Here is a 13,915-nt window from a genome sequence, read left to right on the forward strand (position 1 = left end):
GCATTTCCCTAGCGTGATGACCAATTGGAACAATCGGTACCACCGCATATGAATTTCGCCTCCGGCACCAGACGATCGGCACGGCGGGACTTGGGTCCCGGTCTGGGAGTGGTGCTGTTTTTCATCGCCGCCTGTCTTTGCCTGCCCGGGCAAGCCCAGGCCGGCCTCAGGGTGTGCAACGGGTCCGTCGACCTGGTGAATGTCGCCGTCGGCTATGAAACCGATGACGGGCTGCGCACCGAAGGCTGGTGGACCATCACCTCCAATGCCTGCAGCCAGATCCTGCAGGAGCCGCTCAAAAACGCGCGCTACTATCTGCACGTGGCGGACGGCTTCGGCGAAAGCCGGCTGGGCGGCGACATTACCCTTTGCATTCGCGAGGAAAAATTCGTTCTCTATGACGGCGATCAATGCTGGCAGCGGGGACTGATCGAGGCCGACTTCTTTCAGATCGAGACCGAAGGGGCCGAGGACTGGACCGTTCTATTGTCCTATGATTGACCCGGTACCGAGTCTGGCCGGCCGCTGTTAGGATAAGACTGAGTTTTGCATCTGGGGGATGTCGATGCGGATTTTGATGTGTTGGGTTTTCGCGATCATTTTCAGCCTTGCGGGCGCGGCCCAGGCACAGGATCTTTCCGGCAAGATCAGTCTGGAACTCAATCAGCTGCAGCCGATCGAAGGCGGAGGATGCCGCATGTCGATCATCGCCACCAACGGGCTGGATCGTCCGATGGACCAGCTGACCCTGGAAATGGTGGCCTTTGACAAGAACGGGCTGGTCGATCAATTCCTGGGCCTGAAATTCTCCAGGATTTCAGCCGGAAAGACCAAGATTCTCCAGTTCGCCCTGGCCGGCAAGGCCTGCGACAGCCTTTCCAGGCTGCATGTCAACAACGTCACCAATTGCGTTCCGCCCAGCATCACCGATGTCTATTGCCCCGACCTGCTCGATCTGAGCAACCGCACTCCGATCCAGTTCGGCGACTGATGTTTCTTGAAGCCTTGAACGGATCACTGCGCGCATGATGGAAACCGCGACATCACTGTTGGAACTCGGGGGACCGGTCGTCCTCATCCTGCTGGCCATCTCCGTGGCCGCGCTGGCGGTCATCCTCGCCAAGGTGTTCCAGTTTTCCTCCGCCCGGGTCGGACGCCACGCGCAGGTCCGCCAGGCAGTGTCCCAATGGCGCTCCGGCAATCGGACCAAGGCGGCCCAGAACCTGCTGAAGGACAGGTCCCTGTCCGCCGCGCTGGTGCGCAGCGCCATGGACGCCATTCAGATGCTCGACCAGCAACCGCTCGCCAGCCAGGAACGCGACATTCGCGAGGAACGCCTGCGCGAGGAAATTTCCGCCCGTGCGGCCGACCGCCTGTTTGGGCTTGCAAGCTGGCTGAAGGCGCTTGATCTCGTGACACAGATCGCCCCCCTGCTCGGCCTCCTGGGCACGGTTCTCGGCATGATTGAAACTTTTCAGACCTTGCAGGATTCCGGAGCCTCGGCCAATCCGGCCGCGCTTGCAGGCGGCATCTGGGTGGCGCTCTTGACCACCGCCTGCGGCCTTGCCGTCGCCATCCCCGTCTCGGTGGCCGTAACCTGGTTCGAAACGCGCCTGGAAAAGGAACGGGCCGCGCTCGAAGTGCTTTTGACAGGTGTCTTCACCGCCGGCGCTGGTGCGCCGGAAGCTTCCGTTCCGGTCAGCGGGACACCTTGAACGCCGCGATAGAATAGACGCCGGGCTCGGAGAGTACGGTGGCGACGCGGCTTGGCGGCAGCGTTCCAAAGCGAGGTGGCTGACGTGACACCGGCCGGTTCCAGATGGCCAGCACAAGCGCGGTTTCCTGGTCTTCCGCCGACTTCAGCACCACCGGCACCTTGAAGCGCCAGGCGCCTGCGGTGGTCGCGCTGGAAGCTGGCAGCAGGAAGTCACGTCCGTCGTGGATCTGCCCGGCATCGTCGATCAGGTAAAGCTCCGGCGGTCCCTTGCCGCCAAGATCCAGACCGGCCTCTTCCGCCGCCGCGATCCGCGCCAGCGGCAGGTCCCGCTGGATCAGCCCAGTCGTCAAGGTTCCACTTTTGACGACTGTCTTGTCGAGTTCCACAAGCCCCGCAGCCTCAATGCCCTGGGACACACCGAGCGCATTCAGCAAGGCGCATTGCTGCTGAGTGACCAGCCGCAGCTGGATCGCGGCCTCGAAACCCTGGTCCGCCTTGAACCTCTGGTCGAAGACAGCAAAGGCCCCGATCCCGGTGCCAAACGCCGTGACCTCCGCGCTGTCGGCGCCGGCCGACAGGACGGAGAGATGGGCACAATCGCCGAAATCGTAATTCTTGACGTAGCTTGTGATGTTCGCCAGCGGATCGATGGTCGCGACTTCAACCGGCGGCACGATTTCGGCGGGGCGAGACGGCTCGTCAATCGATGGCACTGCCGAGGTCTCCGGGTCCGCCGGTGTGAGGGCCGCCACCTCGGTTTCAACCTGTTCGACATCGGTGAGTTGCTGGGTTTCGGGCGCAATCGTGGCGATTTCCGGAGCCTCGACCGGCGTGAGTGTGACTGTTTCGCTTTGCGCTACGTCACCGGCGGTTTCTTCCGCCAAGATCACTTGGGACGCGCTCTGCGGCAGATCGATCCCTGACGGCTCGATGGCGGGCGCAAGTGGTGTGACTTCGACAACCGGGGAAACAACGGTATTGAGATCCTCTGCCTGCTGCCCGGATTGCAATGGTACTTGAGACGGACTGACATCCGTTACCAGCGTACTTTGCTGTGTCAGGGGCTCAAGGGGCTCCGACGCAGCCTCCGCGACCAAGGCAGGCTGAAGGCTGTCCTGAGGCGTGACAGCCGGGAGGGCGGGCTCCGCGACAACGATCGGCACGATGGTTTCGATTGCAGGCTCAATAATCTCAGTGGCTATCTGGCTGGAGGCGGCCGTCTCCGGCAAAAGGATGTTGTCAACCGGCGGCACATCGAGCGTTTCCACCGGCACGGTTTCGACGCTTGGCACCGCTTCCTGTAGGACGGTTTCCGGCTGGAGCGCCGTGACCTCCTCCGACTCGATGATCTCGGCTGCCACGGGCGCGGCCTGCGGCAGCATGGGGGCTTCAACACCCGAGATCGGATCGACAGTCAACTGATCGACCTCTACCGGTTCGGCCTGGACCTGCTCGACCTGGACCGGCTCACTTGGAAGCACCTCCAGGTCGTTGGTCTCCACCGGCTGCACGGGCATCAGCTCCGGCTGGCTCTGTTCCACGAACTCCGTCTTACTGGTCTCCTGGATGTCCAACGGTTGCGGCGTCTGCTCAAGTACTTCCTCGAAGACCGGTCCGCCGGCCTCCAGGATCACTTCGGTTTCCGGCAGAATTTCCGAGGCATCGGCGGACCAGGGCAGTTCCGGCAGACCATAGACCAGAAATGCGAAATGCAGGGCTGCCGACAGGCCAAGCACGCCCGGCCAGACATAGGCCGGGATGTCCCAGCGGCCCTCAAGATTGTAGGCCGCGGCGGTCACGGTCCGCCCGCTTCCACGGTCACGAGGGACAGGCCCTGAAGACCGCTTGATCTCGCCAAGGCTGCCAGTGCGGCAACCGCTTCCATCCGGGTGCGCTTGTCGACCTGAACGGTCAGTCTGTCGCTGGCACCTGCAACGGTTTTCAAATGCGCTTCCAGGTCCTTGTCGTCCAGTTGCCGGCCATCCGCCCAAACGGCACCGTCTCTGGTGAGCACCAACCCGCCCTGAATATTGGACGTTCCGTCCTGATTGACGGTCTCCGCCCAGGCAAAGTCCTCAGGCAGGGGCGGCCGAAGCGTTCCGGCGACAAGCAGAAACAGAAGCAACAGAAACACCACGTTGATCAAGGCAAGGGAACTGTCCGCCTTGCGATGGGGGATCAGTTCCTGCAGATGTATGGGCTTCGTATAGCGCTTCATGGCCGTTCCGGTCCCGGCGGACTGTCCTTATCCGATCACGGCACAATCTTGACCGTGGTCGCGGTCGCCCGCAAGACCGGTGTGTCCTGCAGAAGCTTGTCGAAATAGGCGTCCGCCTGTTTTTCTCGCCGCTTGATCAGATTGCCGGCTATGTCCTCGCCAACCATGGAGATGACCAGTCCCGTTTCTTCAGTCGGGGTCTTCAGGGTCAGAGGCACCACGAAACCCGCACCGCCGTCATCGGTCTGCAGGTAGGGTGTCAGATTGGTCACTTCGCCCTTGCTGTTGATGAACAACAGTCCGAGGCCACCTGTATTGGGATCGTAACCGGATATCCGCCCGGCCATGTTTTCACCGGCCGGAATGACGGTGCGCTGCATGTCCAGGCGCAGTTCCGTCTTCGCATTGCCCTGGGGCGTTGCCCGCAAGAAGGCGATCGCCGGGCACTGGGCATCGGAGACAAGATTCACCTGAATTTTAGCCTCGAAGCCCTGGCTCTGGGTGAAATCGCTGTCAAAGCTGATAAAGGGCGGTGTTCTGGAGGCAAATCCCTCAATCTCGGCCGACCGGCTGGCAATCTCTATGGGCTGCAGATACATGCAATTGCCGCCTTGATAGCCGCTCACGAAATTGCGGATACGGTCTTCCGGTTTCACCGGCTGTTTCGGCGGGTCCTCAACCTGATTGTCCTTCGGCAGGGAAACGACCACCGGAGATTTGTCGACCGGCGGCACAGGTTGTGTCTTCGTGGTGTCAACCGGAGGCTCGGGCGGTGTCGCGACCTGCTCCGTGCCGCCATTGTCCGGCGGCGTTTCAACCGGCGGGGTCGGCAGGGTCGGCCGCGGGGCGACCGGCGCATCGTCGCGTGGCGTTGCAACCAGAACCGGGCGCTGGTCAGGTTCGGGAACCGTCTGCCCGACCAGGAAATAGACCCCGGCTGCGCCGACACCGGCAATCCCGAGCAGGGAGGCAGCCATGAGAACGCGCTTTGCCCAGCTGGTGGCTGGCGGCGGCAAATCCAGCGCGGCCTGTTCCGGCGGGGTCGAGGACGGCCTGATGATCGTGCGGTCTTCCACCTGCCTCTGCATCGGCGCGCCCAGGGTCCAGCCGGCAATTTCCGCCATGTTCGCCGGCCGGTCGGCGGGATTGGGCTGCAGCATGGCTTCCAGCAGAGGCCGGAAGCGGTTGTCGATGCCCTCCAGGGACGGGATCTGGCGCCGTTTTTCAACGATCTGCACTTGCGTGCCGCTCATGTCCACCTGTTTGCCAAGCAGGGCTTCGGCAATCACCAGACCCAGCGAATAAATATCGCTGCGCGCGGTCACCTTGCCGTCGAAAATGCCGACCTGTTCCGGTGAGACATAATTGACCTTGCCGGCAAACCCGTCGCCGATAATCGTCGGACCGCCCGTATTGGCTCTGGAGATGCCGAAATCGATGATCTTGGCCTGACCGACATCGCCGTTCTGAAGAATGATATTGTCCGGCGACAGATCCCGGTGGATCACCTCCCGGTCATGCACGGCCTGCAGGGCCGACGCCAGCCGCTGCAGCAATCTGAAGACGGCCTCGGGTTCGAGCGGTCCTGATTCCAGTCGTGATTTCAGCGACGGACCGCTGACAAATTCCATCGCCAGATAATAGGTGCCGAGTGTCGGTTCCTTGGCGAAGACAAAATACTGCGTCAGAGCATCATGTTTCAGTTTGCGCAGGATCTTGGCTTCGCGCTTGAAGAGGTCCAGGATCATCGGATCCTTGGCGAAATTGGCCAACAGAACCTTGACGGCGACCGGGTCACCACTTTCGACGTCCCGGGCCCGGTACACCGTTCCGATGCCGCCATCCGCGATATGTTCCTCAATCTCATAAAGATTGTTGAGCCGGGTCCCGGCAGGCAGCGATTGCTCGGCTGGACTCATCAGTTGCTGGCTCCTTCACCCGCGGCCATCCTGTCGATGTCCACAATCACGACGGTGACATTGTCCGAACCGCCGCCATCCAGGGCTCCGTTGATCAGGCCATGCGCCGCCAGACGGGCGGCTCCATTCATCAAAAAATTGCCGATCACACTGTCCTCCAGATGGCCGGTCAGTCCGTCCGAGCAAATCAGGAAACGGTCCCCGGATCTCAGATTGCCGGAAACAAGTTCCAGTTCCAGGTCTATGCCCGAGCCAATTGCCCTCGTGATGATGTGCCTGCGGGCGAAGGTCCGCGCCTCCTCCGGTGTCAGCACCTTCTGATCAACCAGTTCCTGGGCTTCGGTATGATCGGTCGTCAGCTGTTCGAGCCGCCCGTTGCGCAGCCTGTAAACGCGGCTGTCCCCCGCCCAAAGACAGGCGAAATTGCGCTGAAACGTCAGCAGGGCGGCAATGGTGGTCCCCATAGGCGCGCCATCGGCGTTGGCGGAAGCCCGTTCGATCCGGTCCTTGGCCACGATCAGACGGCTCTCGAATTGCTCCAGCAGGTCCTCGCCGCTGCGCGGCGCTGTGATGCTGGTCAGGGCATCTCGGACCAGACCCGACGCCATGGCGCCGGCACACAGCCCGCCTGCCCCGTCCATCACGGCGAAAACGCCCTTTTTCTCGTCGACAAAATACGTGTCTTCGTTTTCAGCCCGCACACGGCCGACATGCGTCATGCCGACCGCAAATCCGCGCAGCGTCTCCTCCTGAATTCCGGTCACGTTCGATGATCCTCCGGATGATATCGCCCATGAATGTCCCCTGCCGAAGACTGTTTTGCTTGCTGTGACGAATAATGCTCCGGCAGCATCAACCACCGGAAGGATTCCGCGTCAGGGAGCCCGTTGCATCTGAATGCAAAGACCATCGGACCGGCTCGGCACCAGAAACGGGCGGTAAGCTTGCCTTCCGTTTCCGCCAGAGGCGCGAGCAGGCTTTCTTCCCGTGCCTGCTCCTCGCCCCCATCCTCGGGCACCCCGAGATCCGCCACCGCCGCCTGAAATCCGTCCAGGGTCGCCTCGTCCTGCAAAGCGCTCAGCAGAACCGCCTCAACATGGTCAAACCAGCCTCCGGCAATCTCAGCAGCGCCTTCCCCGGCTTCCGCGACCACAGTCAGCGGATATTCGCGTCCGGCGCCATCCACGCTTGGCATGAACGCTCCGGCTATCGGTCGCGCAAGCGGTCCGGAGGTTTCTGCCAGGTCCACCGGAGACAACAGGAAACGCCAGACAGGCATGGTCATATAGGCCTCTTTCCAGTCCTCCTCGAGGTCCAGCCTGGACTGCGCGAGCCCTTTGATCAGAAAGAGCTCCCACAGTTTCAAAAATCCCTTCGGACAATTGCCGAGCACAAAATCCTTTCGCGCCGGCAGTTTGCCGAAATAGCCGCCGCCCATCTCAGAAACTCGACGGACAGCTGAAATCGGAAATCGCCGACAGGAAGAACGGGTTCGGCGTCGTCCGCAGGCTGATCGTGAAAGAGACCTGCCGTCCGCCAAGTGTCTTTCGTACGACGAACTTGTTCTGTCCCGAGCTCACCCGGTTGGCCTTGATGAAACGGTAGAAGGCCCAATCGCCGTGAATTTCCGTCCTGGAGCGGTATCCGGGCACGTCCGGTTGCATCACCAATATGACACGGGGTGTCGCGGTGTTGCTGGGCCAGTCGAAATTGGCGGGCACAGGTTCAATCTCGGCATTGAAGCCAGGGCCGCGCGTAACGAAGACCACGTTGCCATTGACCTCCAGGCTGGCGGAGTCCGCCTGTTGCGACAGCGCCCTGGGCACGACCTGGAGCCCCACCGACGGAAAGGCGTTGCCGGTCGGGAAAAAGGCCTCCTTGATCAGGTCCGCCCGCTCGAATTGGCGCAACGTGGCGTTGGACAGCCGGTCGGCCTGGGCCACTTCCGGTTTCCAGGTCCAGGGCCGCGTCGACGTTTCAACAAGCCCCTTCAGGTTTTCGTCGAAGAAGCGCTGCATGATGCCGGCCGGCGAGAACAGCTTGGCAAATTCCGTCATCGGCACTTCGGACCGGCCGTTTTCGAACGGGAAGTTCCGGCCGACGATCTGGCGGCACTGGCCGTGGACCTGCGACTTCAGCTTCTCGTTCAGCTGGGTGAAGGACGTTTCCTTGAATTCCTCGTCGAATTCCTTGGCCGCCTGCAGGATCAGCTTGTCGAAAGGCTTGGGAAAGCGCGTCGCGTTGCTGCGCAGAAGCTGCGCCTGGATCTGGACGTTGGAATTGGCGGTTTCGCTGCGCAGGGGATCGTTTGCGACCACAAGAAGATTGTCCAGGATGTTCTTGAAGTTGAGCAGCAGGGCATCGATCTTGCGGTTGTTTTCACCCTCAACCAGCTCGTGGTAGCGGCGGAAATGATCCTCGATCGCCTTGCCCGGAATAATGGTCGCTCCACCGCCGCCCTCAGACCCACCAAGGGCACTCGAAAGGCCTTCCGGCGCAAGCGCCTTGAGCCCAGCTTCCAGGCCGATGCGTTTCAGGCCACCGGATGAATCAAGCACGTAGCGCTGGAAGATCTTTCCCGCCGCTTCCGTCCCGGCATCCGCGGCATTGCCGCCGGCCAGGGCCCCAGAAAGGCCTTCCCTTGGAACGTCCTGGGTCAACAAGGTTTCACGACGCAAGCTTTCCAGCAGCTGGACGACGGGAGACGCCCGGGCGGAGACCGCCTGCAAAGTGGTATAGAGTGGCTTGTCCTCGCTCATGGATTTGAATTTCAGGTTGCCGAGCGCTGTTTCCCAAGCATCAATGAAGTCCTGGGTGTAGAGCGCCAGGATTTCTCCTGGAAGCGACTGGTACTGGTCCGCGAAGGCATCAACTTCGCCGACCTCGCCGAACACCCACTTGTCCCGCTCAAGCTCCTCGCGAATGCCGGCCAGGTTCGGCAGAACCGACAGGTGGAAGCCTGGATAGGTGTAGAACTTGTCAACGACCACCGTGTCGAGCGTGTCGCCGTTGTCGGTCTCAAAGACATTTTCCATATCCGGGCCACCGCGTTGTTCGGCGACCCAGTCTTCGCTGATCAGACCGTTGGCGCGGGATTTCAGAAGCGCATAACCCCGCTCGGCCAGGCTGACCCGGGCAAGTTCCCGCTGAACTTCCGCCACCAGTACTCCGTCGAGCTGATCGGTCAGCGGCCGGCCGCCATAGTCAAGCTCAAGCATCGCGGCGACGTGCAGGTTCAACGGCTGGCGGAAGATCTCGCCTTGAGGCCCAGGGAAACTCTGAACGAAATCGGCCTTGAACGAGTTCTTGATCTCGTCTTCGTCGATTTCCGGCGCATCCCGCGCGACCATGCGGTAAAGCTTTGCAAGATTGTAGAGACGCTCGATATCCTCGCCGCCTGGTCCCGTCCGATTGTCCAGGACGTCGGCCATCTGTTCCTCGATCCGAAGCAGAAGACGCGGTCTCAGCAGGCGCTCCAGCCCGCTTCGATAGGAGGTCACACCGGAGGCTTCAAGGCGCGCACGCTGGCTGAGGCCGAATTGCTCCATCAAGGGCGTTGGGTCGTCACGGCTGTCGTAGCCCGCCGGAAGGGCCCGCAGCTTGTTGAGCACATCCACGGTGCTGAGAAGATCGTCGTCGCGCACGATCCGTTCGCCCAGAACGGTCTCGCCCGAGGTTCGAATGCTGTCGACGGCAAGCGCTGTTTCGTCGATCAGCTGCTTGTTGTTGAGATAGCTCGTGGTCCAGAGCGTGCCGAGCCCGATGGTGACCAGCGCGATGGCTGTATAGGCGGCGATGCGTGTGGCCGTGGCCATGCGTACGGCAGCGCGATTGTGACTGACCCAGCCGGCTTCGCCGATAATCACCTTGTTGAGCAGATCGCGCAGAAAGTAGCTCTTTCCCTGACCAGACAGGGCTGCCGCCTGATATGCGGTACCAAAGGCCTGGCTCATCGAGCCGATGACCCGGTCGATTGCGGTGCCCGTCTGCGTACCGGAGGTGAAGTAGAAACCGCGCAGAACCGCGTTCGGATAATAGCGGCTCGGTTCGAAGATCGCGTTCAGGAAACCGGTCAGCCGGTCTTTCAGCGCGGCGACCTGCGTCGGAAAGCCGTAGAGCATCAGCCGCGCGCGTGGATCGGGCTCCTCCTGTAGCCGGTCGGCCATCTCTTCGTTGAGCCGCTCGACCAGAAGATCGAATTCCGCCGGTGTCTCGGCGACCATGTTCTTGGTTTTTTCCCGGGTCTGAAACGTCGCGCCCCAGACCAGGCTGCGCCGGCTTTCCGGATAGGATCCGAAGAATTCCATGAACCCGGCGATGGTATCCGCCTTGGTGAAGATGACATAGACCGGAAAATCGATCTTCAGCGTCTTGTAGAGTTCGATCAGGCGCGCGCGGATCGCGTCGGCATGCTGTTTCAGTTCCTCGTCAGGCAGCGTCATCAGGTTCTCTAGACTTATCGACACCATGACACCGTTGATCGGCTGGCGCGGCCGGGCCTTGCGCAGAATGTTCAGGAACCCGAGCCAGGCCTCGCGATCATGTTCCTCGTCGGAATCCTGGGTCGTGTAGCGTCCGGCGGTGTCGATCAGAACCGCAGTTTCCGCGAACCACCAGTCGCAATAGCGGGTGCCGCCGAGCCCTTCCAGTTTCTGCGCCTCGCCCTTGCTTCTGGAGCCTGCGAATTTCAGGCCGGAATGCATCAGCGCCGTCGTCTTGCCGGAGGCAGGCGGACCGATCATCAGGTACCAGGGAAGATCGTAGAGATACGTGCGCGCGTTGCCGCTGGACGATTTCAATGTCTTGAGCGCGTCCTTCATGCGCTCTGACATGATCTGCAGGTCTTCTTCGCTCGCCTTCGGCTGCAGGATCTCCTGTTCGAGCGCCCGGTTGGCCTTGATCCGTTTGTAGATGCGCCAAGCTTGCCAGCCGCCAATCAAAAGAACAATCAAAAGCACCAGCGTCAGCCGCACCCAGAGCGGTTCGAAGGGGCGCACACCCGCAATCGCCAGGAAGGGGCCGCCAAACCAGATCAGGGCAACTAGGGCAAGAATGCCGAGGAGAATTGCCGTAATACCGAACCAGAATTTCATCGATACAGCCTTGTTCCGGGTCTAGTTGTTGATCACCAACCCGCCCGACGGCGGCTTCAGGAAAACTTCCACACGACGGTTCAGCGCCTTGCCGTCCCGCGTGGTGTTGGGGGCGATCGGTTCATCCGCGCCGCGCCCCTCCACCTGCACCCGGTCGGGCGTCTGCAGGATCGACTTCATCACCTCCGCAACCGACGTGGCCCGTTCAACAGACAGGTGCCAGTTGGTCGGAAAGCGCGGGTTGTTGCGGATCGGATCGCTGTCCGTGTGGCCGACCACGAGAATCTCTCCATCGACTTTGTCCAGTGTCCGGCTGACCTGTTCGACCAGCAGCTGGAACTCGGGCCGCAAGGTCGCGGCGGCCACATCGAACTGGGCGCGCATGCGCAGCATGATCCCCGGTCCGGCCTGCTGGATCTCGAGTCCGTCGAGACCGGAAAGCTCCGCGGAAACCGTGTCGATCGGCGCGTCTTCGGGCGGTGGCGGTGCCGGTGGCGGTTTGGGCTGATAGCCTTCGCGCGCGAGTTCGATCGGACCGGTCGAGTAAAGCGCCGCCGCGCGGCCCGCGACCACTTCGCTTCCGCTGGCCAGAAGCAGCATCAGGGTCACATAGCCGCCCAGAAGCAGGGATGCGGCGACCGCGGCGACCGACCAGATCGGAACGGAAAACCCCGTCCGTCTTTGCAGAAGATCCAGTCCGCGCCAATGTGGTGACAGGTCGTCGCCCGGACGCGGCCGGACGCGGCGCAGGATCTCATGAAGGTCGCGGCGCTCCCGCTCCAATCCTTGCTGTCCGCCCTGTATCGCCCGGTACTTGCCGTAAAAGCCGAGCGACAGGCAGGCATGCATGACTTCCAGTACACCGAAATTGCGGCCCGGATCCTGCTTGGCCTTATCCAGAAGCTGGAAGAATTCGACACCGCCGGTGGCCTGGCCAAAAAACTGCGTCAGCATGGAATATTGCGTCCACTGATGACGGCCGGCGGACGGCAGGTTCTGGACGATGTCATCGGATGTGGCACAGAGCGCATAGGCGGCGGAACGGATCTGATCGTCGGTGATGCCGGCGCTGCGCAGATCCTTTTCGAAGGTCTTGATGGCGTTATAGACGTCGCGCATCAGTTGATCGAACTGCGCATCGGTCATTGTCAGGTGCAAACGGCCAAGGAGCAGAAGCAAAGGCGCGGCGGCGCGCGAAATCGGATTGCGATTGGCGACCCGTATCTGGTTGATATCCGGCGTATGTGCCAGCTGGCCGGCGCCTTGCGCCGGTGCTTGTGGCGGCTGCGGCGCCGCGGCAGCCGGATCGGGCGGCGGCGTTCTGAGATCAGGCGCCTGTTGCTGGCCATATTCATAGCCCGCGGGGGTCGGCGCATAGGGATCACCCCTGCCCCCGCCGGTTTGCCAGGGGTCCGGCGCGCCCTGTGGTGCGGGCGGCGGCTGCGGTTGACCGGGCGCGGGCTGTTGCGGCGGCGGCTGGGGTTGTCCGCCCGGAGCCGTCGGCCCCGCCGACTGGCCCTCGCTCCAGCGTCCGCCCGGATTGGGCATGACAATGGTTTTGCCCTTGCGCTTGGAAACGCCGAAGGGATCGTCTTCGTCCGACATCAGCGGCCCTCCCTGATGGCGTAGAATTCAAGCTGCAGATCCGGCCAGTTGCCGGAAAACTGAAGACCGATCGCCGAATCCTGGCTGAACTCGCGCCAGAGCGGCGTCGTCTTGTCGAGCCGGAAATAAACCCTGTCGGTCAGCGCGCGGATCTGCGCCGGCGGCACCGGCATGTGGATCAGCGGAATGCCCGGCAGGTTTGAATAGACGATCTGCCGCATCTGGCCGAACGGACCGACCTTGAACAGCTTGGGAAACTCGTTCTGGATTTCGGTCAGCGGCCGCCGTGCCGCGACTTCGATTACGAAGCTTGCCTGAGAGAACAGATTGCGGTCGACCACCGTGGACTTGAAAGCATTGGGGGCAAGCTGTTCCAGCGGCAGCCGGATCGCCCGTCGGTCGTAACCCGCCGACAGAAACGCCTGGATGTCCGCCAGCACCGGCTTGAAGATGTCATGCAGCTTGTCGTGGTCGTAAACAGGATAGTTTCTCGCACGGCGTTCTTCCGTGGCAAAGGTTGCGAGCTCGCCTGCGATCTGCAGAAACTCCGAATAAAGCCGCTCTGGATGCACATAGGCGGATTTGCGCAAGTGCATCAGCAGTGGGTAGATCCTGTTGAGCATCTGCAAGGTCAGATAGTCGAAATTCTGCAGACCGCCGCCGGCGGACGTGTCGGCCGCATAGCGCGCCAGTTCGGTGAGCTTGCGTTCGACCCAGCCGATCACGGCGTCGATCCAGCCGGTCACCGCCGGATGAACATGGCAGGCCAGGACCGGCGGCGCGAAGGCTCCGTCGGTGATGACGATCCGGTCCTTGATTTCGGTGATCCGGGCCACCGGCAGGCAGACCTGGCCCGGATGAGGCGTCGAACGGATCGAATACATCAGCCGCGGATGAGCAACATCGATTTCCTCTTCCTGGCGGATAGCCGAAGTGGAGTCGATGATCGTTTCCCGGTCCTGCACGTAGCGCGTTGCCGCGTCGTCGCGGCCATTGGCCACCTCGACAGCGTTGACGGTGGTTTCGGGAATGCCCAGCCAGACGATCTGCCCGGCAGCGTCTTCCGGCACGTCGATGGCCGGCGGCGGGGTTCCGTCCGCCGGGAAGTTGAAGACTGTGCCATCGGGAAAGATGCCGCGCCCGTAGCGCAGTGCAAAGCGGCATTGCTGACCGACATCCTGATCGATCTCCAGTTCCGAAAATCCCCAGGGATAGGCGGAGGCAAGGCGGACGCGTTCGTCAAGCAGATGTTCCGCGTACCGGTCGCTCTGCTGAAGGTGGTGTGGCCGCAGAAACAGGCCTTCCGTCCATGCAACCTTACTATACCACGACATAAAGGCACCGCTCCCTGAACTCTGTCGGC

General features: G+C 61.8%; 11 protein-coding genes. 3 read left to right on the forward strand and 8 right to left on the reverse strand.

From position 1 onward, the window contains the following. Nucleotides 1–24 precede the first annotated feature (24 nt). The 3 genes from M0H32_RS07565 to M0H32_RS07575 all read left to right on the forward strand — a co-directional run bounded on the left by M0H32_RS07565 (nucleotide 25) and on the right by M0H32_RS07575 (nucleotide 1,715). A complete protein-coding gene (locus M0H32_RS07565) occupies nucleotides 25–501 on the forward strand; it encodes a DUF1036 domain-containing protein (RefSeq protein ID WP_248152805.1) in 477 nt (158 codons plus the stop codon). Nucleotides 502–577: 76 nt separating this feature from the next. Then, complete coding sequence (locus M0H32_RS07570; RefSeq protein WP_248152807.1) at nucleotides 578–991, forward strand: hypothetical protein; 414 nt, start codon at nucleotides 578–580, stop codon at nucleotides 989–991. A gap of 34 nt (nucleotides 992–1,025) precedes the next feature. Beyond that, a complete protein-coding gene (locus M0H32_RS07575; RefSeq protein WP_248152808.1) occupies nucleotides 1,026–1,715 on the forward strand; it encodes a MotA/TolQ/ExbB proton channel family protein in 690 nt (229 codons plus the stop codon). Here M0H32_RS07575 and M0H32_RS07580 read toward each other — a convergent pair. The 8 genes from M0H32_RS07580 to tssK are packed head-to-tail and all read right to left on the reverse strand — an operon-like array spanning nucleotide 1,699 to nucleotide 13,886. Next, nucleotides 1,699–3,516 carry a hypothetical protein gene (locus tag M0H32_RS07580; RefSeq protein ID WP_248152809.1) on the reverse strand — a complete coding sequence of 606 codons (1,818 nt, stop codon included), beginning with the start codon at nucleotides 3,514–3,516 and terminating at the stop codon, nucleotides 1,699–1,701. The two genes, M0H32_RS07575 and M0H32_RS07580, sit on opposite strands and share 17 nt — an antisense overlap. After that, complete coding sequence (locus M0H32_RS07585; protein ID WP_248152811.1) at nucleotides 3,513–3,935, reverse strand: biopolymer transporter ExbD; 423 nt, start codon at nucleotides 3,933–3,935, stop codon at nucleotides 3,513–3,515. The genes M0H32_RS07580 and M0H32_RS07585 overlap by 4 nt, the downstream gene beginning before the upstream one ends. A 35-nt stretch (nucleotides 3,936–3,970) precedes the next feature. After that, entirely contained in the window at nucleotides 3,971–5,854 is a 1,884-nt protein-coding gene (locus M0H32_RS07590; RefSeq protein WP_248152817.1) for a serine/threonine protein kinase, read from the reverse strand. Further along, nucleotides 5,854–6,618: a PP2C family protein-serine/threonine phosphatase gene (locus tag M0H32_RS07595; protein ID WP_248152818.1), complete on the reverse strand. Its 765-nt coding sequence runs from the start codon at nucleotides 6,616–6,618 to the stop codon at nucleotides 5,854–5,856. The genes M0H32_RS07590 and M0H32_RS07595 overlap by 1 nt, the downstream gene beginning before the upstream one ends. Continuing rightward, complete coding sequence (tagF, locus tag M0H32_RS07600) at nucleotides 6,615–7,292, reverse strand: type VI secretion system-associated protein TagF (protein WP_248152819.1); 678 nt, start codon at nucleotides 7,290–7,292, stop codon at nucleotides 6,615–6,617. The genes M0H32_RS07595 and tagF overlap by 4 nt, the downstream gene beginning before the upstream one ends. A gap of 1 nt (nucleotide 7,293) precedes the next feature. Then, complete coding sequence (tssM, locus tag M0H32_RS07605) at nucleotides 7,294–10,947, reverse strand: type VI secretion system membrane subunit TssM (RefSeq protein ID WP_248152820.1); 3,654 nt, start codon at nucleotides 10,945–10,947, stop codon at nucleotides 7,294–7,296. Nucleotides 10,948–10,968: 21 nt separating this feature from the next. Then, complete coding sequence (gene icmH / locus M0H32_RS07610; protein ID WP_248152821.1) at nucleotides 10,969–12,552, reverse strand: type IVB secretion system protein IcmH/DotU; 1,584 nt, start codon at nucleotides 12,550–12,552, stop codon at nucleotides 10,969–10,971. After that, nucleotides 12,552–13,886, reverse strand: a complete 1,335-nt coding sequence (tssK, locus tag M0H32_RS07615) for a type VI secretion system baseplate subunit TssK (RefSeq protein WP_248152874.1) — start codon at nucleotides 13,884–13,886, stop codon at nucleotides 12,552–12,554. Before tssK ends, icmH begins: the two co-directional genes overlap by 1 nt. Between the last annotated feature and the right edge of the window lie 29 nt (nucleotides 13,887–13,915).

Source organism: Roseibium sediminicola (assembly GCF_023156505.1).
Classification (GTDB): Bacteria; Pseudomonadota; Alphaproteobacteria; order Rhizobiales; family Stappiaceae; genus Roseibium; species Roseibium sediminicola.

Excerpts from the sequence above, each read along its gene's own strand:
- M0H32_RS07570 (WP_248152807.1), top strand. The coding sequence starts at position 578 with ATGTGTTGGGTTTTCGCGATCATTTTCAGCCTTGCGGGCGCGGCCCAG.
- M0H32_RS07575 (WP_248152808.1), top strand. The coding sequence starts at position 1,026 with ATGATGGAAACCGCGACATCACTGTTGGAACTCGGGGGACCGGTCGTC.
- M0H32_RS07585 (WP_248152811.1), bottom strand. The coding sequence starts at position 3,935 with ATGAAGCGCTATACGAAGCCCATACATCTGCAGGAACTGATCCCCCAT.
- M0H32_RS07590 (WP_248152817.1), bottom strand. The coding sequence starts at position 5,854 with ATGAGTCCAGCCGAGCAATCGCTGCCTGCCGGGACCCGGCTCAACAAT.
- tagF (WP_248152819.1), bottom strand. The coding sequence starts at position 7,292 with ATGGGCGGCGGCTATTTCGGCAAACTGCCGGCGCGAAAGGATTTTGTG.
- tssM (WP_248152820.1), bottom strand. The coding sequence starts at position 10,947 with ATGAAATTCTGGTTCGGTATTACGGCAATTCTCCTCGGCATTCTTGCC.
- icmH (WP_248152821.1), bottom strand. The coding sequence starts at position 12,552 with ATGTCGGACGAAGACGATCCCTTCGGCGTTTCCAAGCGCAAGGGCAAA.
- tssK (WP_248152874.1), bottom strand. The coding sequence starts at position 13,886 with ATGTCGTGGTATAGTAAGGTTGCATGGACGGAAGGCCTGTTTCTGCGG.